General features: G+C 63.1%; 19 protein-coding genes. 1 reads left to right on the forward strand and 18 read right to left on the reverse strand.

Annotated elements, in window-relative coordinates:
* Positions 1-37 precede the first annotated feature (37 nt).
* The 16 genes from DNK34_RS12840 to rfaH all read right to left on the reverse strand — a co-directional run bounded on the left by DNK34_RS12840 (position 38) and on the right by rfaH (position 18,435).
* Positions 38-1,468 (reverse strand): mannose-1-phosphate guanylyltransferase/mannose-6-phosphate isomerase, encoded by a 1,431-nt coding sequence (locus DNK34_RS12840; RefSeq protein WP_131174828.1) that lies wholly within the window; start codon positions 1,466-1,468, stop codon positions 38-40.
* The gene (locus tag DNK34_RS12845; RefSeq protein WP_131174829.1) at positions 1,465-2,217 is read right to left on the reverse strand and encodes a WecB/TagA/CpsF family glycosyltransferase; all 753 of its coding nucleotides are present in this window, start codon (positions 2,215-2,217) and stop codon (positions 1,465-1,467) included. The genes DNK34_RS12840 and DNK34_RS12845 overlap by 4 nt, the downstream gene beginning before the upstream one ends.
* A gap of 62 nt (positions 2,218-2,279) precedes the next feature.
* Positions 2,280-3,044: a glycosyltransferase gene (locus DNK34_RS12850; RefSeq protein WP_131174830.1), complete on the reverse strand. Its 765-nt coding sequence runs from the start codon at positions 3,042-3,044 to the stop codon at positions 2,280-2,282.
* Positions 3,007-4,290, reverse strand: coding sequence for a hypothetical protein (locus DNK34_RS12855; RefSeq protein ID WP_131174831.1), 1,284 nt, complete (start codon positions 4,288-4,290; stop codon positions 3,007-3,009). Before DNK34_RS12855 ends, DNK34_RS12850 begins: the two co-directional genes overlap by 38 nt.
* 68 nt (positions 4,291-4,358) lie before the next feature.
* Positions 4,359-4,820 carry a GDP-mannose mannosyl hydrolase gene (locus DNK34_RS12860; protein WP_131174832.1) on the reverse strand — a complete coding sequence of 154 codons (462 nt, stop codon included), beginning with the start codon at positions 4,818-4,820 and terminating at the stop codon, positions 4,359-4,361.
* Position 4,821: 1 nt separating this feature from the next.
* Positions 4,822-5,799, reverse strand: coding sequence for a GDP-L-fucose synthase (fcl, locus tag DNK34_RS12865; RefSeq protein ID WP_131174833.1), 978 nt, complete (start codon positions 5,797-5,799; stop codon positions 4,822-4,824).
* 2 nt (positions 5,800-5,801) lie between these two features.
* On the reverse strand, positions 5,802-6,926 hold the full coding sequence (gmd, locus tag DNK34_RS12870) for a GDP-mannose 4,6-dehydratase (RefSeq protein WP_131174834.1): 1,125 nt from the start codon (positions 6,924-6,926) through the stop codon (positions 5,802-5,804).
* Between the two features lie 48 nt (positions 6,927-6,974).
* Entirely contained in the window at positions 6,975-8,135 is a 1,161-nt protein-coding gene (locus DNK34_RS12875; protein WP_131174835.1) for a glycosyltransferase family 2 protein, read from the reverse strand.
* Between the two features lie 37 nt (positions 8,136-8,172).
* Positions 8,173-9,540 (reverse strand): lipopolysaccharide biosynthesis protein, encoded by a 1,368-nt coding sequence (locus tag DNK34_RS12880; RefSeq protein ID WP_131174836.1) that lies wholly within the window; start codon positions 9,538-9,540, stop codon positions 8,173-8,175.
* A gap of 13 nt (positions 9,541-9,553) precedes the next feature.
* The gene (locus DNK34_RS12885; RefSeq protein WP_131174837.1) at positions 9,554-10,900 is read right to left on the reverse strand and encodes a UDP-glucose dehydrogenase family protein; all 1,347 of its coding nucleotides are present in this window, start codon (positions 10,898-10,900) and stop codon (positions 9,554-9,556) included.
* 101 nt (positions 10,901-11,001) lie between these two features.
* Positions 11,002-12,393, reverse strand: a complete 1,392-nt coding sequence (locus tag DNK34_RS12890) for an undecaprenyl-phosphate glucose phosphotransferase (protein ID WP_131174838.1) — start codon at positions 12,391-12,393, stop codon at positions 11,002-11,004.
* Positions 12,394-12,640: 247 nt separating this feature from the next.
* Positions 12,641-13,366 carry a tyrosine-protein phosphatase gene (locus DNK34_RS12895; protein ID WP_131174839.1) on the reverse strand — a complete coding sequence of 242 codons (726 nt, stop codon included), beginning with the start codon at positions 13,364-13,366 and terminating at the stop codon, positions 12,641-12,643.
* Positions 13,367-13,413: 47 nt separating this feature from the next.
* Positions 13,414-15,645, reverse strand: coding sequence for a GumC family protein (locus DNK34_RS12900; RefSeq protein ID WP_131174840.1), 2,232 nt, complete (start codon positions 15,643-15,645; stop codon positions 13,414-13,416).
* A gap of 2 nt (positions 15,646-15,647) precedes the next feature.
* On the reverse strand, positions 15,648-16,187 hold the full coding sequence (locus DNK34_RS12905; RefSeq protein ID WP_131174841.1) for a polysaccharide biosynthesis/export family protein: 540 nt from the start codon (positions 16,185-16,187) through the stop codon (positions 15,648-15,650).
* Between the two features lie 119 nt (positions 16,188-16,306).
* Positions 16,307-17,467 (reverse strand): outer membrane beta-barrel protein, encoded by a 1,161-nt coding sequence (locus tag DNK34_RS12910; protein WP_131174842.1) that lies wholly within the window; start codon positions 17,465-17,467, stop codon positions 16,307-16,309.
* 455 nt (positions 17,468-17,922) lie between these two features.
* Positions 17,923-18,435 (reverse strand): transcription/translation regulatory transformer protein RfaH, encoded by a 513-nt coding sequence (gene rfaH, locus DNK34_RS12915; RefSeq protein WP_131174843.1) that lies wholly within the window; start codon positions 18,433-18,435, stop codon positions 17,923-17,925.
* A 475-nt stretch (positions 18,436-18,910) separates the two neighbouring features.
* On the opposite strand from rfaH, the gene DNK34_RS12920 reads away from it, so the two are divergent.
* Positions 18,911-19,954: a glycosyltransferase family 2 protein gene (locus DNK34_RS12920; protein WP_207390846.1), complete on the forward strand. Its 1,044-nt coding sequence runs from the start codon at positions 18,911-18,913 to the stop codon at positions 19,952-19,954.
* On the opposite strand, the gene rfbC is transcribed toward DNK34_RS12920, so the two are convergent.
* Positions 19,948-20,496, reverse strand: coding sequence for a dTDP-4-dehydrorhamnose 3,5-epimerase (rfbC, locus tag DNK34_RS12925; RefSeq protein ID WP_131174845.1), 549 nt, complete (start codon positions 20,494-20,496; stop codon positions 19,948-19,950). The genes DNK34_RS12920 and rfbC overlap by 7 nt on opposite strands.
* Positions 20,493-21,866: an NAD(P)H-dependent oxidoreductase gene (locus tag DNK34_RS12930; protein WP_131174846.1), complete on the reverse strand. Its 1,374-nt coding sequence runs from the start codon at positions 21,864-21,866 to the stop codon at positions 20,493-20,495. The genes rfbC and DNK34_RS12930 overlap by 4 nt, the downstream gene beginning before the upstream one ends.
* Positions 21,867-21,877 lie beyond the last annotated feature (11 nt).

Consider the following 21,877-nt stretch of genomic DNA (forward strand, 5'->3'; position numbering starts at 1 on the left):
TCACGTGCACTGCTGCATTCCCTGGCTGCCGGGTTTTTCAGGCCGCGGAAACCTTGAGTTCCTTGACCCGTCCGTAGTTGTCCGAGAAACGGATGATGTCGTCCTCGCCCAGGTAGGTGCCGGATTGCACCTCGATCAGTTCCAGAGGGATCATGCCGGGGTTTTCCAGGGCATGGATCTGGCCGATGGGGATGTAGGTCGACTGGTTTTCGGTGACCATGTAGGTCTCCTCGCCGTTGGTCACCTGGGCGGTGCCGCTGACCACGATCCAGTGTTCGGCGCGATGGTGGTGCATCTGCACCGACAGCTTGGCGCCGGGCTTCACGGTGATGCGCTTGACCTGGTAGCGCTGGCCATTGTCGATGGAGTCGTACTTGCCCCAGGGGCGATAGACCTCGCGGTTGTTCAGGTACTCGCCGCGCTGCTCCTGCTTGAGCTGCTCGACGATACGCTTGACCTCCTGGGCCTTGTCCTTGTGCGCGACCATCACCGCGTCCTTGGTCTCGACGATGATCAGGTCTTCCACGCCCACGGTGGTGACCAGGCGGTAGTCGGCGTGCACGTAGGTGTTCTGCGTGTCGTGCTGGAGCACGTCGCCCTTGAACACGTTGCCTTGTTCGTCCTTGGCGCTGACGTCCCACAGCGCGGACCAGGAGCCGATATCGCTCCAGCCGGCGTCCAGCGGCACCATGACCGCATCGGCGGTCTTTTCCATCACGGCGTAGTCGATGGAGTTCTCCGGGCAACTGGCGAAGGGCTCCATGCCGATGCGCACGAAGTGCATGTCGCGCTCGCTCTGCGCCGATGCCAGGCGGCAGGCGCTGAGGATTTCCGGTTGCCAGCGCTCCAGCTCTTGCAGATAGCGGCTGGCGCGGAACATGAACATGCCGCTGTTCCAGAAGTGCTCGCCCGAGGCGAGGTAGCCCTTGGCGGTTTCGCTGTCCGGTTTTTCCACGAAGCTCTTCACGTCGAAACCGCCATCGCCGGCGGCGGCCCCTTTTTCCAGGTAGCCGTAGCCGGTTTCGGCATGGGTGGGGACGATGCCGAAGGTCACCAGCTTGCCGGCCTCGGCAAACGGCAGGGCGGTCTTGATGCTCTGGTGGAAGGCCGCCACGTCCTTGATCAGGTGGTCCGCCGCCAGTACCAGCAGCACCGGGTCATGCTCGTCCTCCAGCGCCTTGATGGCCGCCAGGGCCACGGCGGGGGCGGTGTTGCGGCCCACCGGCTCGAGCAGGATGCTGGCCTTGTCCATACCCAGCTGACGCAACTGCTCGGCGGCGAGGAAACGGTGCTCCTCGTTGCAGATCAGGTAGGGCAGGGCGATGTCCAGCCCGTCCAGGCGCTGGATGGTGGCCTGCAGCATGGACAGCGAATCGTCGGCCACGGGCAGGAACTGCTTGGGATTGAGTTGACGGGACAGGGGCCAGAGTCTCGAGCCGTTACCGCCGGAAAGAATGACAGGAATCATCGTGGAGCTCCTCCCATGGAGAGTGATTGCCGTAGTTTGAATTCCCTGAACAGGATCGGAAGTATCAGGACCGCATCCCGTGCGTAGCGTCCGATCAGCCTGCGTGGTTCGGTGCCGGCACGGTGCAGCCATTCCAGGCACCAGCGCTGCATCCATTGCGGCGCGCGACGCGTCCTGCCGGAGAGGAAGTTGATCGAGGCGCCGACGCACAGCCCGATGCCGACCGCCTGGTCGGTCTCGAGGATTTTCAGCGCCAGTATTTCCTGACGCGGGCAGCCCACCGCCAGCACCACCAGGTTCGACGGATGATCGATGACGAACGACAGGCAGGCCTGCACTTCCTGCTCGTCTTCGATGAAGCCCATCGGCGGGTTATGGTGGTGGAAGGTGATGTGCGGGTAGCGTTCGCGCATGTGCTGCATATCGTCCACCTCGCAGCCGATCACCGTCACGTGCCAGGCGCGCTCTTCGGCCAGTTGCACCAGCTCCTCGGTCAGGGTGCTGCCAGGAATGGCTTCCGCCACGTCGACCCTGAGCAGCCTGAGCATGGGCAGCAGCACGCGGCTGTCGCACACCCGGTGGCGGGCCACGGCGTAGGCGCGCTTGAGGTTGCGGTCGGTTTCCAGCTGCACCACGTGGTTGACGTTGGGTGTGACGACATAGCTGTACTTGTCGGTGCTGTGATCGGCCAAGTCCTCGATCAGACCCTGTTTTGAGCCACCATAAAACTCGATGTCAAAGGCTTTCATCACCACCTCTTCGGGACACTTCTTCAGCTGTGTCATGGATAACGGTTGCTGTCGCTGCGTGCTCATCTGCCCAGTGCCGATTTCAGCAGTTTGCTGTGGGTATGCACGTAGTGCAGGACATACAAAGAGATACTGTGCAGCGGCGATAGTTTCATGACCTCCCGACGGATGCGCATATCTTCCTTCAGCGCGTCGAAACGACGGCTGGTGGAAACCCCGGTGGTATCGAAGATGCACAGCGGCGCGGGGATCTTCAGCACGTCGCGCTGGTGATCCTGACCCTGCAGGAATTCGACGATCATGCAGTAGTCCGCCGACAGCTTGTAATCCTCGCGGAAACGCACGTTGCGCAGCCTTTCGTTCTCGAAATACATCGCCTGGTGGCTGGACGGCATGCCCAGCACCAGGTGCTCGATCTTCTTCGCGCTCTGTGCTGTGAGGCGCCCGGCGGCGTTCTGCAGGTAGTAGTCGCCGTAGACATAGCGCGGCTTGCTCGGCGCCTGCTCGATGGCGTCGGCTACCGTCTGCAGCACGTTTTCGTCGTAGAACGAATCGCCGCTGTTGAGGAACAGGGTGTAGCCCTCGGTCGCCGAGCCCTTGATCAGGCCCTTGTTCATGGCGTCGTAGAGGCCCTTGTCGCGCTCCGAGGTGATCTCGGCATAGGGCTCGTCGATGGTCGCCAGCCACTCGGCGCCACCGTCGTTGGAGGCACCGTCGACGACGATCCAGCGGAAGTTGCGGTAGGTCTGGGCCGCCACGCTCCGGTAGGTCTGCTTCAGGCCTTCCAGGTTATTCCAGTTGATGGTCACGATACTGAAGGTTGTCATGGCGTGCGCCTCTGAAGACTGGAGTAGTGGATTTTTCGGTTGCATGAGCTTTCGAGTAGTAGAGGAAACTGGCGGCGGCGATGCCCAGGACATCACCGCCATACATCAGGGAGTTGGACAGGAACATGTTGAGCATCTGGAACCAGAACACCAACTGGAAGGCATTGAGCAGGTTGCCCTTGTTCGGGCAGTTTTTCATGATGCGCAGGAAGCCGGCGTAGAACACGAAGGCGATCACCGGCGTGAGGAAGCCATAGCGGTAGTACACACCGACGATGCCGACATCGGACAGATAGAAATGCGGGTTGTAGAGCGTCGAGAAACCGCCGTTCCACTGCAGCGACAGCGAGCCCAGGCCGATGTACCAGTTGTCCGCCACGGCGCCGAGGATGATCGCCGTGGTGGTGTCGCGCACCCCGGGGCCGGTGGTGGCCTCGTCCAGCAGCGCCTCGAACTTGACGTACTGCTCGTAGTAGAACTCCGGGAACAGGAAGTACGAGGCCACCAGGATGGTGCTGGCCAGCAGGCCCAGCTTGAGCAGCGAGTCGATACGGTCGCGGAAGATCCACAGGCCGGCCAGGCACCAGATGATCATGGTCTGGCGGGTCTGCAGCACCAGCCACAGGTACGAGGCGAAGAACAGCAGCGTGGCCACCTTCGCCAGCGAGATACGGTCTTTCATGCTGTACATCAGCATGAAGGCGCTGATGGTCACGTAGCTGGAGCCGATACGGAAGCGGTTCGGCCGCAGCAGCACCTCGCCCGCGTCCTTGGCGTCGACGGTGAAGGAGACGTTGCTGTTCTCCGGGATGATGCCGAAGTAGTAGCAGTAACCGACGAAGGCGCAGGCCAGGCCCGAGTAGAGGAAGAAGGTCTCCAGGCGCTGTTGCGACGGCGCGGTCTTGATCAGCAGGAACAGGGCCGGGAAGAACACCAGATAGGCGAAGCTGCGTCGCTCTTCGAGCAGGCCATAGAGAAAGGGCTGGCCGAAGTTGAGGTTGGCCATGATCGCCGAGAGGATCGGCAGGGCCAGGCCCATGAAGATGATCCACAGGCTGGCCTTGGACTGGTACACCCGCTTCCACACCAGGAACAGCGCCGCGGCGCAGCCCACGATGCCCAGCAGGTACAGCTCGCGCAGATAGGGGATACCCGCCTTCTTGTCATCGGTCAGGAAGAAGCATGCCGAATTCAGCAGAAACAAGATGAACAGCAGGTTGCGGTATGCAAGAAGTTGCTTGAACAAGCTCGCGTTCCCATATCGAAGTGGTCGTTGTCCGCAGGGCGACAATCCGTTCGCCTGGCTTGCGGCTTTCAGTACAGGGCCTGCAGATAGGCCCGTGTATTGCCGTGTACCCCTGGTTCGTCCCTGACCTGCTGCAGCGGCCACCAGCGATAGCGGCCGTGCTGCACCTCGGGTGGCTGCAGCCCTTGCCCTGCCGCGAGGTCGATGGCATAGGCGATGACCACGTAGTGGGTGTCCGGGCGCTCGCCGAAGACGCTGTCCTCGTAGAAGTGCTCGTAGACGCCCAGCAGCGCCGCCTCGGCGCGATGGAAGGTCTGGCCCAGCTCGTCGCTGGTCAGGCGCTCGAAGGCGGCATCCAGGGTTTCGTTCTTGAGGATGCGCCCGCCCGGGGCGAACCAGCTGCCCTGCGCCGGACGGTTGCGGCGCTCGCCCAGCAACAGCTCGCCCTGTGCGTTGCGAACCAGCAGGTCGATGGACACCAGCGGCGTGCTGGCGACCACGCTCTGGAAGGTATCGGCGGGCAGGAACATGTCAGCCCCTGACATCGTCGATGTGCTCGACGAACCAGCGATAGGCGTCGCGCAGGCCGCTTTCCAGGTCGATGCTGGCCGTCCAGCCGAGGCTGGCCAGGCGCGACACGTCCATCAGCTTGCGCGGCGTGCCATCGGGCTTGCTGCTGTCGAACGTCAGGCGCCCCTGGAACTCGGTGACCCGGGCGATGGTCTGCGCCAGCTCGGCGATGGTGCAGTCCTGGCCGGTGCCGACGTTGATGTGCGAGAGCATCGGCTGGGTGTGCGCCTGGTAGGTGGCGTCGTCCAGGTTCATCACGTGCACGCTGGCCGCCGCCATGTCGTCGACGTGGAGGAACTCGCGCATCGGCGTGCCGCTGCCCCAGATCACCACCTCGTCGTCGCCACGCCGGGTCGCTTCATGGAAGCGGCGCAGCAGGGCGGGGATGACGTGGCTGTTTTCCGGGTGGTAGTTGTCGTGCGGGCCGTACAGGTTGGTCGGCATGACGCTGCGGTAGTCGCGCCCGTGCTGGCGGTTGTAGCTTTCGCACAGCTTGATCCCGGCGATCTTGGCGATCGCGTAGGGCTCGTTGGTCGGCTCCAGCACCCCGGTCAGCAACGCCTCTTCGCGCATCGGCTGTTCGGCATGCTTGGGGTAGATGCACGAGGAGCCGAGGAACAGCAGCTTGTGCACGCCGGCGTTGTGCGCCGCCTGGATGACGTTGGCCTCGATCATCAGGTTCTGGTAGATGAAGTCGGCCGGGTACTGGTTGTTGGCGTGGATGCCGCCGACCTTGGCGGCGGCCAGGTAGACCTGGTCGATGCGCTGCTCGGCGAAGAAGCGCTGCACGCTGGCGGCATCGACCAGGTCCACGCTCTCGCGCGGCGCCGTGACGATGCTCTGGTAGCCCAGGCTCTGCAGGTGACGCACGATCGCCGAGCCGACCATGCCGCGATGGCCGGCGACGAAGATGCGCTGCTCGAGAGAAGTCGCGGTCATGCTCAGTTCTCCACGGATACCGGAAGCTCGTGGCCGTGCTCGCGGAGCAGGGCATGGCGCTGGGCGACCTTGAGGTCTTCGCGAACCATCTCGGCGCACATCTGCTGCACGGTGATTTCCGGTGTCCAGCCCAGCTTGGTCTTGGCCTTGGTGGGATCGCCGAGCAGGGTTTCCACTTCGGCGGGGCGGAAGTAGCGCGGGTCGATGCGCACCACCACGTCACCGACTTTCAGGGCCGGGGCCTTGTCGCCTTCGATGCGCTCGACGACGCCTTGCTCGTCCACGCCAGTGCCTTCGAAACGCAGGTGCACGCCCAGCTCGGCGGCGGACCAGGTGATGAACTCACGCACCGAGTACTGCACGCCGGTGGCGATCACGAAGTCGTCCGGCTGGTCCTGCTGCAGCATCATCCACTGCATGCGCACGTAGTCCTTGGCATGGCCCCAGTCACGCAGCGAATCGATGTTGCCCATGTACAGGCAGGGCTCCAGGCCCTGGGCGATGTTGGCCAGGCCGCGGGTGATCTTGCGGGTGACGAAGGTCTCGCCGCGACGTGGCGACTCGTGGTTGAAGAGGATGCCGTTGCAGGCATACATGCCATAGGCTTCGCGGTAGTTGACGGTGATCCAGTAGGCGTACAGCTTGGCGACCGCATAGGGCGAGCGCGGGTAGAAGGGTGTGGTTTCCTTCTGCGGGATTTCCTGCACCAGGCCGTAGAGCTCGGAGGTGGAGGCCTGGTAGAAACGGGTTTTCTTTTCCAGGCCGAGCAGGCGGATCGCCTCGAGGATGCGCAGGGTACCCATGGCGTCGACGTCGGCGGTGTACTCGGGGGCTTCGAAGCTCACCGCGACGTGGGACTGGGCGCCGAGGTTGTAGACCTCGTCGGGCTGCACTTCCTGGATGATGCGCGTCAGGTTGGACGAGTCGTTGAGGTCGCCGTAGTGCAGGACGAAGTTCTGGTTCTGTACATGCGGATCCTGGTAGATGTGATCCACGCGCTGGGTGTTGAAGGACGAGGCGCGGCGCTTGATGCCGTGCACCTGGTAACCCTTCTCGAGGAGGAACTCGGCGAGGTAGGAGCCGTCCTGACCCGTGATACCGGTGATGAGCGCTACTTTCTGTTCCATTGCAATACCTGCGATGTTCAATTTAAGGGAGGCTGGGGCAAGCTAAAATCAGTTGGGCATCACGCGTTTGAGCAGCAACTGCAAGCGTTCGACGACGCCGAAAAGAATGATCCGTACGGATGGGAACTTGTAAAAGAAACGGTAGATGTCGTACTCCGTTTTCGGCCTGGACAAGCTGGCGCTGTCGATCCCGGCCGAGTCGATCAAGGCGATGCCATCACCTTCGATATCGTGCAGGATGCTCAGTTCCATGGGCTTCATGGATAGGCTGAAGTTATGCAGCCCGGCGGCCTGGGTGCGGGTCAGTTGCAGGCCGCTGCGGCAATCCTTGCAGCCATACAGATTGACCGTGAAATCGTAGCCTGCGAGCTTTTCGTTCTGCCGTTTGAGGCAGGCGGGCAGCAGTTCGCAGAAGGCGTCGTACACCGACAGACTGTTTTCCCGTTTTGCGAACTGGTAGTCGATTGGCTGCTGCTGGATTGGCACCTGAAAGCGTGACGAGGCGATGTTGAAATGCTGGCCGGGGTCGCCGAAATTGGTGCTCAGCGAGCGGAACGGATAGACGAAGTACAGATCCCTGGAAATGATGTAGGCGTTGTACAGCTTGAGCCAGGAGGATTCCGGCCAGCTGCGGATGTCCGCCGGGATGTTGTCGATATGGCCGATGTCGCTGCCGTTGCTGTCCAGCCAGCTGCGGAAACCCTGCCAGTGCCGGCGCGACCAGGCCTGGCCCCAGGAGGCGGCCAGTTGCATGAAGTGCACGTCCGAGTCGCCGTCGTCGACCGGGGTGAAGGGCAGGTTGGCGGTCTGGTTGAACTGCACGCTGTACAGGCTGATGCCGGCGACGCCGGCATCGTCGGCATAGGCCTCCAGCGCGCGCGAGGCGTATTCGTAGAAGAAGGGCGAGACGAACAGGTCGTCCTCGAGAATGATCACGTCGTTGTATTGTTCGGTGAGATCGCCGCAGCTGAGGACGTGCTTGCGCAGCCCCAGGCGTTCCTGGTGGGCGATGATGCGCTTCTCGCCGAAGGGCCAGTCGAAGGCTTCCGCGACCTGGCGCGGTTCGGGGTTGCCGGAGTTGTCCAGGCTGATCACCAGGCGCACGTGACCCGACGGGTAGCGCGCCTTGCGTAACGAGCCGAGCAGCCGGCTGAGGCTCTTCGGGCGGTTGTAGCCGATGACGACGATGGTGGGCGAATGTTCGGTCATAGGGTCGAAGTCAGTCTCGAAATGGGTTGAAGGTCGATCACCGGCGCCTGGGCTGCCGATCCGCTCGGTCGTGCCAGCGGCGGGATTCGTGGAGCACGATGGCGATCAGGCTCAGGTAGACCAGAATGCTCGCCGTGGCGAAGGCCATGACGGTCTGCTCGGCCTGCTCCAGGAGCAGGGCGCCCGCCATCAGGGCGGCGACGCGCAGTGCGGTGCTGACTGCCTCGAAACCGAGGAAGCGGCCCTGCAAGGCCAGCGCCGGTACCGCGACCGTGCAGGGACGGCTGACGAATACGCTGTATTCGGCCAGGGCCAGCCAGCGGGCGAACTCGCCGGCGGTGCGCCATTGCTCGCCGAACACCAGGGCGAACAATGTCGGACCGAAGCAGAACACCACCGCGAATGGCACCAGGCCGACCAGCGCCAGGGCGGCGGTGGCCTTGCTCAGCATGGCCGTGATCGGTTCGTGGTTGTGCACCGCGGCGCTGATTCTGGGGTAGTAGACGTCCGCCACGGATTTGCCGATGAGCTGGGTCGGTACGTTCAACGCCTGTTTGCACAGGGCGAAGAAGCCGGCGGCCACCGGGCCGAAGAAGGCCGCCAGCACCAGGGTCGGCAGGTTCTGCGAGACGGCGTTGATGAGGATCTGTGGAGCCCGGAACAGCGGGAAATCATGGTACTGCAGGGCCAGGTCGCGTATGCCCAGCGGTAGTGCCTCGGCAGCCGGTTGCGCAGGCTGTGCCGAGCGGCTGCGCTGCAGGCCCCAGGTCAGCATCAGGGTATGCAGCAGCGGGCCGAGGGCCGTGCTGAGCAGTAGCGCCGCCGGCGTTGCATGCAGCAGGCCGACGCCGATGCGCAAGCCGTTGTGCAGCAGGGAGTGCTGCACGGCCACACCGGCGGTGAGGCGATAGCGCTGCTTGCGGATCAGCCATTGCTGGGTGATTTCCAGTGCGGCGCCGGCCAGCATCACCAGCGGTAGCAGCATCATGAACGGGGCGATCTGCGCCACGCCCATGCGCGCGGCCAGCGTATCGCCGAACAGGGCGATGAAGGCTGCGCTGAGCAGGGCGAAAAACGTCGCCACCAGCAGCGACAGCCTGACCAGCCCACGGGCGTCGCTGTCACGCTTGGGCAGCACGATGGCCACCGGGTAGGTGAGTGCAGCGATGGGAATGAGCATGAACGCCAGGCTCATGAACACGCCCAGCACGCCATAGGCCTGTGGCCCGTAGATGCGGGTGATGACCGGCATCAGGGCCAGGGTGATGACCTGCGCCCCGGCGGTGCCGGAGGCGACGGTGGCGATATTGCGCAGCACCGGGCTGCGCAGCCCGCCCCGCAAGGCCATGCCGAAGCGCATCCGCGCAGTGACGGGCGCGATGGCCTTGGGTTCGATGACGTCCATTGTCAAGCCGGCCTCAGCCATGCACCTGTTTACGGCCGATGCCGTAGTAGTCGAAGCCTTCCCGTTCGATCTGGCCCAGGTCGTACTGGTTGCGCCCATCGATGATCAAGGGTTGCTTGAGCAGCTTGCGCAGTGCCTTGAAGTCGGGCCGGCGGAAGGGCTTCCACTCGGTGACCAGCACCAGGGCATCGGCGTCGATGGCGGCTTCGTACTGGCCTTCGACGATCTGCAGGCGGTTTTCGCTGAACCAGTGCTCGGGGAACTCCCTGACCGCGGTTTCCCGGGCGATCGGGTCGAACGCCTTCACGTTGGCGCCGGCATTGATCAGGCTGTTGATCAGCACCACGCTGGGCGCTTCGCGCATGTCGTCGGTGCCCGGCTTGAAGGCCAGGCCCCAGACGGCGAAGGTACGGCCCTTGAGGTCGCCGTCGAAGTGGCTGCTGATCTTGTTGAACAGCGACTGTTTCTGTTGATCGTTGCGCGCTTCCACGGCTTGCAGCAGCTTGGGTTCGAAGTCGTTCTGATGGGCGATGCTGATCAGCGCCTTGACGTCCTTGGGGAAGCAGGAGCCGCCATAGCCGCAACCGGCGTAGATGAAGTGGTAGCCGATGCGCTGGTCGGAACCGATGCCCAGGCGCACGTTCTCGATGTCCACGTCGAGGCGGTCGCAGAGGCTGGCGATTTCGTTCATGAAGGAGATCTTGGTGGCCAGCATGGCGTTGGCCGCGTACTTGGTCATCTCCGCATCGCGCACGCCCATGAACTTGATGCGCGGGTTGTTGCGGATGAACGGCGCGTACAGTTCGCTCATCGCCCGGCGGGCGCGATCGCTGTCGGCGCCGATGATGATGCGGTCGGGGTGCATGAAGTCATCGACCGCGGCGCCTTCCTTGAGAAACTCGGGGTTGGAGACCACATCGAAGTCGATCTGCAGGTCGCGCAACTCCAGCTGTTCGGAGATGGCGGCGCGTACCAGGTCGGCGGTGCCCACCGGCACGGTGGACTTGTTCACCACGATGCCCGGTCGGGTCATCAGGCGGCCGATCTGCCGGGCGACCTCGAGCACGTAGCGCAGGTCGGCCGAGCCGTCCTCGCCGGGCGGCGTGCCGACGGCGATGAAGAACAGATCCGACTGTTCCATGGCTTCGGCCAGCGAGGTGGTGAACAGCAGGCGACCGGCGTCGTGGTTCTCGGTGACCACGGTTTCCAGGCCCGGCTCGTAGATCGGCAGGATGCCTCGCTTGAGGTTGTCGATCTTCTTCGGGTCGACATCGACGCAGACGACCGTATTACCCATCTCGGCGATGCAGGCGCCCGTGACCAGGCCGACGTAGCCCGTTCCAACGACAGTGATATTCATGGAGGCAAATTCCTTGAGTGAGCGTTAAGCGTTACCTGCCCCTCCCTCCGGGGAGGGGCGAAGTGTCTTGTGCGCCATATGGCGCGGGCAGTCGCCGCTGTTCAGTAGATGTTTCGCGAGAACAGGGTGAAGGGCGTCTTGAACAGGATCTTGATGTCCAGCCACAACGACCAGTTGTTGATGTAGGCCAGATCCTGTTCCACGCGCTGCTGCATCTTTTCCAGCGTCTCCGTTTCGCCGCGGTGGCCGGTGACCTGGGCCAGACCGGTGATGCCCGGCTTGAGGCGGTGACGGGCCATGTAGGCGAGGATCTTGTCGCTGTAGTAATTGTTGTGCGCCACGGCATGGGGACGCGGGCCGACCAGCGACATCTCGCCGCGCAGCACATTGAGCAACTGCGGCAGCTCGTCGATCGAGGTGCGTCGCAGGAAGCGCCCGACCGGCGTGATCCGTGGGTCTTCGCGGGTGGCCTGCTTGACCGCCTGATCCTGATGCATGCGCATGGAGCGGAACTTCCACACCAGAATCACGCCGCCATTCCAGCCGTGGCGCGGCTGCAGGAAGAACACCGGGCCCGGCGAGGAAAGCTTCACGGCGATGGCCGCGGCGATGAACACCGGGCTCAGCGCCAGCAGGGCGAGGAAGGCCAGGGTGCGATCCATCAGTTCCTTGCTGAACACCGCGGCCGGGTGCGAACTGAGCGGGCTTTCGTTGAGGTAGATGGCCGGCAGTTGCTCGATCTGCGAGATCGACTGATTGAGCAGCGGCATGCGCCCGAAGTCCGGTACCCAGACCACATCCACGCTCATGTCCAGCAGGTCGATGTAGAGCTTCTCGATATGCGAGATCTCATCCAGGGTCAGGGCGATGTAGACGCGGCGTACGCCGTACTGCTCGGTCACTTCGCGCAACTGGTGCAGTGCGCCGAGGATCGGGAAGCGGCCATCCTGGGTATGCTCGCCGGCATGGGAGGAGAGCAGGCCGATCAGCGGTACGCGGTTCGAGGCGGTCAGGCGCTCGGCCAGTTCATAGGCCTTGGGACCGGAACCGATGATCACCGAGGCCCGCTCGTTGCGCAGCTTCTGCGAATGCAGACCGGCGAAGTAACGCAACGGGATGAACGCCGCCGCCTGCACCAGGAAGCCCAGTACCGCCCATTCGCGCATGATCTCGAAGGAGAAGCGCTCCAGGCTCTGGCTGAAGTAGGCGATGAACACCAGGCCGGCCAGCAGGGTGGCCCAGCCGGCCAGCAGGTGCAGCAGGCCGACCCCGTAGCTGAAGCGCTTGTGGTACACGCGCAGCAGCATGTAGGCGGGCACCGAGCCGAACACCGTGAGCACGATCAGCAGGCGGTACTCGGTGGGAACCGCGCCGTATTGCTGCATTACCAGGTAGCAGAGCAATGCACTGACCAGAGTAATGGCGCATGACCATTGACCCCAGAACGTCAGTCCCCTGCGATTGGCGGCAGGATTGATGCGTTTGGAAATCATCGTGGGCTGTCCTCATGCAATTCTTCGATGAAGTGGGATGCCCTCGGCACGTGCACGAGGGGCGGCCTGTCCATGTGCGATGCGCATGGCGATACGGTGGGCGTACCCGGCTGTGGCGAACGCTGTGGCGCTTGACTACGTGGGTGCCGCGCCATGTTGCTGAGTTCTCGAAGCATGGGTTTGCCGACCTCTGGCAAATACAAAACCTACGACCTGTGGGAGCAGGTACGCGTTTTCAGGCAGTTAGCTAGACGAAGTGCCGGTGAGCGATGCGCCAGGGCGTATCGATGACCAGGCGTTCGGCCTCTCTCTCGCCCAGTATCCGGGCGGCATGCAGGAGACCTTCTTGTAATTCTGGAGGGCGGTGATCCAGGTTATGGGCATCACTCGCAATAATGCTGACCACGCCTTGCTCCAGCAGTTCGCGAGCGAGACGCATTGCCCGTTCACCGAAGCGGCCGGCCACCGACGAAGCGGTGACCTGCAGCAGGCAGCCTTGTTCGATGAAGGGTTTGAGCTTCGACGGCGTCTGCATCAACGCCTTGTTGCGTTCCGGATGGGCCAGTATGGGGACGACGGCATGGGCCAGTAGCCACTCGGTCAGGCGTTCCGCGCCGAAGGGCAGCTCGCCGTGGGGGAATTCGAGCAGCAAGGCCCGCTTGCCTTCCCACTGGCCGAGAAAGGGGATGCTGCCATCGAGGACCCGGGCCATGATTTCGCTGGCGAAACGCACTTCCGCCGCGGCCCCGATGCGCAGGTCGATCCCGGCCTTGTCCAGTTCCACCGCGAAGTTCTCGCAGGCGTTGCGGATGCTGGCGCTGTCGTTCTCGTAGCGACCACTGTGGATATGGGGCGTGCAGACGATATGGGTGATGCCGTTGGCCACCGCCATGCGGGCCATGTCCAGCGCGGTCGACAGGTCTGCCGGACCGTCATCGATACCTGGCAGAAGGTGATTATGCAGATCGATCATCGAATACCTCCTACGTCCGTGCTGTTCATGGGAAATGGCGGCTGGCGTCAGGCTTTCTGATCGCTGTAGCCGTAGTGGTCGTAGTAGCCGCTGTACTCGCCGGACTTGGCGGCCTTTTCCACGTCGACCTGGTTGAGCACCACGCCCATCAGCGATGCGCCGCTCTGCAGCAGATGGCCGACGCCTTTCTGCGCCAGCGGGATGGAGGTGGACTCGGACTTGACCACGTAGATCACCGCGTCGGCGATGGTCGACAGCAGTACCGCATCGCTGACCGCCTGGCTGGGCGGGGAGTCGATGATGATGTGGTCGTAGCGTTCCTTGATCATTTCCAGGAACTTGGCGAAGCGCGGCGAAGCCAGCAGTTCCAGCGGGTTGGGCGGCACGGCACCGGCCGGCAGCATGTCCAGGTTGGTGTCCATGGAGCGGATGCAGTCCTCGACCTTGGCCGTACCGGCGATGAGGTTGGCCAGGCCGGGCGTGCCGACCGGGAAGTCGAAGCTCTTGGCCAGGGTCGGGCGACGCAGGTCGGCGTCGATCAGCAGCACGCGCTGCAACTGGCCAAGGGCGAAGGCCATGTTGGCGACCAGGGTGCTCTTGCCTTCACCGGGGGAGGAGGAGGTGACCACCAGGACTTTCTGCGCGCGGTTCATGTCGGCGAGCATCACGCTGGTACGAATGGTACGGATCGACTCGCAGAAGCGTTGATCCTCGCCGTGCTCGAACAGGTGCGCGGCGGTGCTCTTGGTCTTGTTGGTGATCAGCGGCACGATGCCCAGAACCGGCAGATTGAGCTTGCTCTCGACGTCTTCGGCGCTCTTGAAGGTGTTGTTGAGGATGTCGCGTACCAGGGCCAGGGCGACGCCGAAGATCAGGGCCAGGCCGGCGGCCAGCACGATCAGCAGGCGCTTGTTTGGGGCGCTGGCTTCGCTGGGGGCGATGGCCTGGTCGATGATCCGCGCGCTGCTGGAGTTGATGTCCTGGGTCGCGGCGGTTTCACGCAGGCGGGTCATGAAGGTTTCGTAGAGCGAGCGGTTGCTCTCCACGTCGCGGGTCAGCTCGCGGACCTTGAATTCCTTGCGCGAGATTTCCTGGATCTGCTCCTTGTTGGTGTTGAAGGAGGCGCGCAGGGAGTTCTCGTTGGCCACGGCCAGCTGGTAGTTGCGTTCGATGCTCGCGACCACCTGCTCGACCTGGGCGCGCAGGCTGGCGGAAGCGGCGCTGAGGTCGGACTTGGCCGCCACCATGGTCGGGTGGCGTTCGCCATAGCGGCGCGACAGCTCTTCGACCTTGGCCCGGGCCCGCGCTTCATCGGCCTTGAACTGCTGAATCAACGGGTTGCCCAGTACCGCGGGAACGCTGGCCAGGCGCTGCCAGCCCATGCTGCTCATGGACTCGACCTGACGATACTGGCTTTCGGCTTCGGCGCGTTGGCGACGGGCGTCGATCATGCGGTCGCCGGTCAGCGACAGTTCGTTGCTGCTGATGGTGGCCACGCCATTGACGTCGACCAGGCCTTCGGCTTCGCGGTAGTTCTGCAGGCGGTTCTCGGCTTCCTGCAGGGAGGCGCGCAGCTCGGTCAGGCGGGTGTTCATCCAGGTGGTCGCCGACAGCGACATTTCCATCTGCGCTTCGAGCTGGCTGTCGATGTAGCTGCTGGCCAGGGCATTGGCGACCTGGGCCGCGGTCAGCCGGTCAGGCAGCTCGACGGCGATGCTGACCAGTTGGCTCTTGCCCTCGACCCAGATGCTGACGCGATCCATCAGCGACTTGGTGACGCTGTCGAGCAGCTCGGCTTCGGTCGGCGGCTTGACCGGTTCCGGCGCATCGACCAGGCCGGTGATCGACAGCATGCCCTGCAGGCTGCGGAAAAAACCGCTCACGTTGATCAGGGGCGCGGGCTGCTGGCGCGGGTCGAAATCGGGGTGTTCGGTCAGGTTCAGTTCACGCACCACTTTCTCGGCAACGGCGCGGCTCTTGATCAGGCCGAGCTGGGTCTGCAGGTATTCGTTCACCGCTCCGGTGGTGTCGTAGACCTGCTGGAAGGAAACCAGCTGGGTGCCCTTGGTTTCGATCATCACCGTCGCGACTGCCTTGTAGACCGGCGTCATGCGCGACACGGCAATGGCCGTCAGCAGGGTGATCAGCACGACCAGCAGGGCAATGGACCATTTGCGCAGCCAGATGGCATTCCAGATGCGCTTCAGGTCGATGTAGTCGGTGTCATCTTCGGACGGCAGTTGCTGCCATTGACGCGTAGTGCGCGCGGGACTGTTCATGATCAGAAAAATCCTTGATCGATGGTAATGGTGTCGCCTGGTTTGACCAGCGTGTCGAGCGTCGCCTTTTCGGCCTTACGGCCTTCATCGGAGCCGCGCACGATGCTGATGCGTTTGGTCGAAGCGCGCTCGGTCAGACCGCCGGCCAGGGCGATGGCGCGATCCAGGGTCAGGCCGGGCTGGAAGGGGTAGCCGCCAGGCGCCTTGACCTCACCGCTGATGTAGAACTCGCGGTAGGTGGTGACGCTGACGGAGATGCGTGGGTCGACCAGATAGCCTTCGGACTTGAGCTTTTCGGTGAGCAGCCGCTCGATGTCGCCGGCGGTCTTGTCACGGGCCTCCACCGAGCCGATGAAGGGGTAGGAGAAGGTGCCGGCATCGTTGAGGCGGATTTCATCGAAGGACAGATCGGGCTCGCCGAACACGCTGATCTTGATCACGTCGCCGGAGCTCAACCGGTACTGGGGGTTGGCCTGTGCACTGGCCGCGAAAACGAGCAACAGCAGCAGCGAAAGGGCTTTGTACAGGTGGGTGACTGACATTCGCTCACTCCTAGGGTTGGTCTGTCTTCCGGCGCGGGAAAAGGGGCGCCCATCGCTCGCCTGTACAGACGAACGGGAAGAGGGGTTGTTTGAATGGCGGCGTCGAGCGCCGCCGTGTCCTAGAGGCTAAGGCTCAGCGAGAGTTGATAGATGTTGCGGTCGTAGGTCTTCTCCCGCAGGCTCGAATCGTTCTCGGTGTGGCGGTAGCCCAGTGATACGTCGACCCAGCGATCGGGCGAGTAGGTCAGGCCCACACCGTAGCCTGTGCGCTTGTCCTCGCGCTCGATGGCCTTGTAGTCACGATCCGAATAGCGGTAGTAGATGTCGGAGCTGATCCGGGCCGTCCACTCGTGTTCCCAGCTCAGGCGGGTGGTGGTGTCCTGAACGGTACTGGCGCCGTCGTCGCCCTCGTCGAAGGCTCGCCGGGTGTTGAGTTTGACGACGGAGTAGGTGCGCGGTTCCCAGGCCACACCGACTTCCCACATCGGGCTGGTGTAGTCCTCGCGTGTGCTGCTGTCGAAGTTCTTGCGCTCGGCGCCCAGACGCAGGGTGCCCGAGGTCTTGGCGGTGGCGTCCCAGGTGGCGCCGAACAGCATGGCGGTGTTGGTGCTGTCGCGGTTGCTGGTGCTGAGCCTGTAGTCGTGGTCGGTGTGACGCAGCTCGACCAGGGAGCGGGTGCTGCCGCCCAGGCGGTGATACCAGACGCTGTTGAGCGTGGTGCTGTCGCGATCCTCGTCGGCGTTTAGGTTGCCGCTGTTGTGGTAGCGGATCGACTCCAGGTTGGCGCCGAAGTCCAGCTGGTTCAGGCCGCTCTGCACGCCGTAGCTGTACACCGCGCCGGCCACGGCGCGTCTGTACTTGTCGTTTTCTTCGTTGTCGGGGTCCGCCAGGTCGGTGGTTTCCTCGATGCGGTGGTAGCCCAGGTTCCAGTCCAGGCGGTGACGCGAGGTGAAGGCCATGGCGCTCTTGAACGTCAGGTGCTGGTTGGTATGGCTGGCGTCGTTATCGGAATGGAAGGTCTGGTTGTCGAACTCGTATTTCAACTGGTAGCCGCTGTTGCGATCTTCGGCACTGAGCAGAAAGCTCGGGTTGATGCTGGTGATCCAGGACGACTTGGCCCCCTCGCGCAAGCCACGGTAGTTATCGTCGTAGCTTTCCGTCAGGTCGAGGGTTGGCGTGAACTCGAAGCCGGCCAGATCGATGCTTTGCGGATCGGTCGCCCAGCTGGCTGTGGACAGCGTACCTGCAAGCGAAGCCGTCAATATCGTTGTGAGTCTCATAGAGCCGAATCCCTTCCCAGGGTTGATATCTTGGAGTGTGCCGAGGGCTGCGTCACGCTCGGGGCCGGGTGAGCCGGCTGCGCTTTTCGCGCTGTGCAGGCTGTGCTGCGGGCCTCCGTATCGCGTTGACTTACTAGCCATTTTTCATGACTCATTGGTTGTCTGCGCTGTGCAGAAGTTCCCCGGTAGCGTGAAACTCGTCACAGCCGTGACGGATAAATCAAAAGGGAACTTTTTGCCTGCCCTCAAGTGGCTCGACCCTGAGGGATATGCCGCAATACGGTGCATGTTCGGTGGGTCGATGAAAAGCACGCTACCGCCCCAAGGCCATCTCTCTCAGGGGCGGTACAATACTGCTGGGGGGAAGTGAACGAACGGAAAGTGTGCGTTCCATGGGACTGATCAAGTCCGACCAAGATGCAGCTGGAGCATTACAGGAATGTTAAGAGCAATATTCATGCCCGTAGTGCCGAGAGGTGGGATAGTGGCAACCTGACATGTTGCTCTCGGTTGAGGATGCTCAGCAGCAGCATCACTCTTTGTTCGCCATCCATCGCCAGAAAAATCGCATCCATGTCCGCCAGGGGGCCTGTTTTGATTTGCACTTTATCGCCAGGATTGAGTGCCTTCGTTTCCGGTTCCTGGGCGGTGCGCTGTTTCAGGCGCTCGATGATCTCGTCATCGATCCGGCAGGGGCGCCCGCAAAAGCCGACGACTTTGCTCACGCCCCGGGTGGAGCGCAGTTTTACCCAGTTATCCTGGGCCTTGAGATGAATGAAAATGTACCCAGGAAAGAGTGGCTGGCTGATTTTCCTGACCTTGCCGGCCCGAATCGTCTCTTTCCGTATGTGCGGGCAGAAACATTCGAAACCCTGTCTGTTCAGGTGTTCCCAGGCCTGTTCGTCATGCCTGGGCTTGCACTGGATCAGGTACCAGGCAATCTCGGGCAGCTCCATATGCGTGTTCATAAAGCCTCCACTGCCATTGCCCGTGAGTTGAGCGTTTGCCGTCGCGCCTGCCTAAAGTCGTTAATCCCTTAGTACAGACCCGATTTGCGGGCTAAGTTCTATTGGCGCGACGAATGGCGGCGTATGAACAAGTGAGTGGTTGGCCGGCAATGGTTTCCGACCGGCGGCGCCCGTAAATGCGCGCTGGCGAACTGTATTTTCCTGTAGAAGCTGCATAGTAGAGGCGCACGGCGTACACGGGAAAAGTTCAATCGGATAGGTAAGCTGATTTTATGGCGCCTGTTTTATGGCGATTGTATATATCCTGTTGTTATGAACTTCTAACTTAACCGCATTGCTTGATGTGTAACTTGCCGCAGGCCTGACAGCTTGGGGCTCTTTGCAGTTTTGAGCGCTTTACGGCGGGCGTTTTATGGGCTATGGCCGCAGCTGTTTCGGCCAGGGAAGTCAACTCACTACTTTCAGGATGACCCCTATGTCGCAGATATTTGCGGTGGTGCTTACTTATAACCGTAAGGACTTGCTTAAACGTTGCTTGGACGCTGTTTATTCGCAAACGAGAAACTGTGACGGCGTTATCGTTATCGATAACGCCAGTTCCGACGGCACCGAGCAGATGGTACTCGATCTGTCGCTGCCCAATCTCAGGCTCTATGTGCTGTCCGCCAATGTGGGAGCATCCGGTGGTTTCAACGCCGGCTTTCGTCTGGCCTATCAGGCGGGGGCCGATCTGGTCTGGATGATGGACGACGACGTCATCCCCAATCCCGATGCCCTGCAGCGTCTGATCGAAGCCGACGAGTTGCTCGCCGCGCGCAATATCGAGCATGCCTTTCTGCTGTCCGGGGCCTACACCCAGGAAGGGCTGGTCAACAATGCCCCGTCCCTGGACGTGCGGCGCAACCGTATCGATTATGAAAACTGGCCGGCCACGGTCGAGCTCGGCGTGGTACCGGTCTGTCGGGCGACCTTCGTATCGATTCTCGTGCCCCGCTCGACCCTGGCCGAGCATGGCGTACCGATCACCTCGATGTTCATCTGGGGCGAGGACACCGAGTTCACCCTGCGTGTGACCCGCAGCAAGCCTGGGTATCTGGTCGGTGCCAGCAAGGTGCTGCATCTGCGCCAGGAGGGCGGTGGGGCGATCAGCATCCGTACCGAGAAGAATCCTGTCCGGATCCGCTACCACCGCCATTTCGTGCGCAACGAACTGTTCATCATGCGCAAGTACGCCAATCAGCGTCGGGTGTTGCTGACCTTTGCCTATCAGGTGTGGGGCATGCTCAGGCTGTTGCGCAAGGGCGAGCTGAACAAGGCGCGGGTGGTGTTGCTGGGACTGGCCGAGGGGCTGGGGTTCTCGCCGCAGGTCGAGTCGGCCGATGCGCCGCTGGAGAGCTTGAACGTGCAGATCCGTTGCGCGTCCTCGCTGGTCTTCGATCTGCAGCTGCTGCCCAGCCTGGCTCCCGTGCTCGAGTCGCAGCCGCTGTACCTGCCATCCGCGATGGCGGGCGCTCAGTAGAGCCTGTCGGTGCGGTCGGCGAGCAATGGCCAGGCCGCATCCTTTTCCGACAGCGTGGTAACCGCCAGTGGCCAGTCGATGCCCAGGCGTTCGTCGTTGTAGCGCAGGCCGCGTTCGGCACTCGGGGTGTAGGCCGTCGACACCAGGTAGCTCACTTCCACATCGTCGCTCAGGGTCTGGAAGGCGTGGGCGAAGCCGGGCGGCACGTACAACTGTCGCTGGTTGTCGGCGGTCAGTTCGAAGGCCTCGTGCCGCAGGTAGCTCGAGGATTCCTCGCGCAGGTCGACGATGACGTCGACGATGGCGCCACGGGTGCAGCGCACCAGCTTGGCTTCGCCGTAGGGGTGTACCTGATAGTGCAGGCCGCGCAGGGTGCCGCGGCGGGTCGAGCGCGAGGCGTTCTGCTGGACGAAGTGGCTGATCAGGCCGTGGCGCTGGAACTCGTCCGCGCACAGGGTGCGGGCGAAATAGCCGCGCTCATCGCCGCGCGGTTGCAGTTCGATCAGCCAGGCATCGTTGAGTGTGGTGGTGTGGAAGATCATGACGGCTCCTGGCTGTTCAGAGGGCGAAGAAAGTCGCGAAAGCGTTGCGTGCCGGCCGCTTCGGGCGCGAACAGGCATTCCTGCTCGGCATACAGGCGGTCGACGGTTCGGCCGCTGGGCAGTTGCACGTCGTCGAAGGTCAGCGGGGTGTCCCTGGCGACCGGGCGCTTGAGCGTGCAGCCCAGGGCCAGGCCGATCGGCAGCAGGTTTTCCTGGCGGATGACCGCCATGTTCTCGGCCACGCCGTAGGCTTCGTAGCCGCCGAAGTCGTCGATGCTGTCACCGGCGTTCAGCGCCTTCTTGGCCATGGCGATGACGCCGACGCTGGGGCCGCCTTGCGGGGTCAGCACCGGGTCCCCGAACAGCACGGCGCGGGCCACCGAGTTGGGCACTTCGAAGTGGCACAGGTGGTAGGGCGTGTAGAAGCAGTAATAGGGCCCCTTGCCCAGTTTGTAGAGTTCGAGGTAGTGGCGTTGCCGCGGATTCTCCAGCGTGCCGAGGACGAACACGCCGGGGCCGGGGCGGGCACCGACCACGTAGTCGACCAGGCCGGGCCGACTGGCGTCCAGGTGCTCGGCGAAGGCCGCGACGGTGTCTTCGATCGGCACCAGCGGCGCGCCCGGATTGCCGCCGGAGAAGTCCGGCCCGAGCATGCCGCGGCGCGCCACGCGCATACCGGTCGCGTTGGCGACGATGGCCTGCTCGAAGGAAATCTTGGTGCCGTCGGCGAAGGAGGCGACCATCGCCGGTTTCTGGCCCCAGCGGCGGGCGAATTCCTGCTGGGTGGTCGGGTTGCGGTAAGGGTCGTGCAGGCCCTTGATGTTGCCGCACAGCACCGGCTTCACGCCCAGCCCGGCGACGAAGCGGTAGAGGTTCATCTGCACGCCGGGCTGGTCGCCATCGGAGAAGGTGTAGATGACCCCGGCGCGATCGGCCCGGGCCTTGAGGATGGGGCCGATGGTGCCATCCAGCTCGGCATTCATCTGGATCACGTGCTTGCCGCTTTCCAGGGCCGCGAGCACGGCATTGGCGGCGAACTCGATGGAGCCGGTGACCTCGATGATGGCATCCAGGCCCGCGGCGCGCGCCAGGGCCATGGCGTCTTCGGTCACGGCCGGGCGACCGTCGGCGATGGCGCGTTCCAGTGCGTCCTGGCTGTCGCAGCGCAGCGCTTCGATGCCGGCCTGGTCGTAGACGCCCACGGCGCCGCCCAGGTTGCGGTTGGCCACGGCGCACAGGCGCATGCCCCGGGTGGCGGTGAGTATCTGCAGGGCGATGCCGCTGGCCTGGAAGCCGGCGCCGATCATGCCGACGCGGATGGGGCGGCCTTCGGCCTCGCGTCTGGCGAGGGCGCTATCAACGATGATCATCAGGCTTCTCC

It is taken from the genome of Phytopseudomonas dryadis (assembly GCF_004327355.1).
In the GTDB taxonomy this organism is placed as follows: domain Bacteria; phylum Pseudomonadota; class Gammaproteobacteria; order Pseudomonadales; family Pseudomonadaceae; genus Aquipseudomonas; species Aquipseudomonas dryadis.

Excerpts from the sequence above, each read along its gene's own strand:
- DNK34_RS12840 (WP_131174828.1), bottom strand. The coding sequence starts at position 1,468 with ATGATTCCTGTCATTCTTTCCGGCGGTAACGGCTCGAGACTCTGGCCC.
- DNK34_RS12845 (WP_131174829.1), bottom strand. The coding sequence starts at position 2,217 with ATGAAAGCCTTTGACATCGAGTTTTATGGTGGCTCAAAACAGGGTCTG.
- DNK34_RS12850 (WP_131174830.1), bottom strand. The coding sequence starts at position 3,044 with ATGACAACCTTCAGTATCGTGACCATCAACTGGAATAACCTGGAAGGC.
- DNK34_RS12860 (WP_131174832.1), bottom strand. The coding sequence starts at position 4,820 with ATGTTCCTGCCCGCCGATACCTTCCAGAGCGTGGTCGCCAGCACGCCG.
- fcl (WP_131174833.1), bottom strand. The coding sequence starts at position 5,799 with ATGACCGCGACTTCTCTCGAGCAGCGCATCTTCGTCGCCGGCCATCGC.
- gmd (WP_131174834.1), bottom strand. The coding sequence starts at position 6,926 with ATGGAACAGAAAGTAGCGCTCATCACCGGTATCACGGGTCAGGACGGC.
- DNK34_RS12875 (WP_131174835.1), bottom strand. The coding sequence starts at position 8,135 with ATGACCGAACATTCGCCCACCATCGTCGTCATCGGCTACAACCGCCCG.
- DNK34_RS12880 (WP_131174836.1), bottom strand. The coding sequence starts at position 9,540 with ATGGACGTCATCGAACCCAAGGCCATCGCGCCCGTCACTGCGCGGATG.
- DNK34_RS12885 (WP_131174837.1), bottom strand. The coding sequence starts at position 10,900 with ATGAATATCACTGTCGTTGGAACGGGCTACGTCGGCCTGGTCACGGGC.
- DNK34_RS12890 (WP_131174838.1), bottom strand. The coding sequence starts at position 12,393 with ATGATTTCCAAACGCATCAATCCTGCCGCCAATCGCAGGGGACTGACG.
- DNK34_RS12895 (WP_131174839.1), bottom strand. The coding sequence starts at position 13,366 with ATGATCGATCTGCATAATCACCTTCTGCCAGGTATCGATGACGGTCCG.
- DNK34_RS12900 (WP_131174840.1), bottom strand. The coding sequence starts at position 15,645 with ATGAACAGTCCCGCGCGCACTACGCGTCAATGGCAGCAACTGCCGTCC.
- DNK34_RS12905 (WP_131174841.1), bottom strand. The coding sequence starts at position 16,187 with ATGTCAGTCACCCACCTGTACAAAGCCCTTTCGCTGCTGCTGTTGCTC.
- DNK34_RS12910 (WP_131174842.1), bottom strand. The coding sequence starts at position 17,467 with ATGAGACTCACAACGATATTGACGGCTTCGCTTGCAGGTACGCTGTCC.
- rfaH (WP_131174843.1), bottom strand. The coding sequence starts at position 18,435 with ATGAACACGCATATGGAGCTGCCCGAGATTGCCTGGTACCTGATCCAG.
- DNK34_RS12920 (WP_207390846.1), top strand. The coding sequence starts at position 18,911 with ATGTCGCAGATATTTGCGGTGGTGCTTACTTATAACCGTAAGGACTTG.
- rfbC (WP_131174845.1), bottom strand. The coding sequence starts at position 20,496 with ATGATCTTCCACACCACCACACTCAACGATGCCTGGCTGATCGAACTG.
- DNK34_RS12930 (WP_131174846.1), bottom strand. The coding sequence starts at position 21,866 with ATGATCATCGTTGATAGCGCCCTCGCCAGACGCGAGGCCGAAGGCCGC.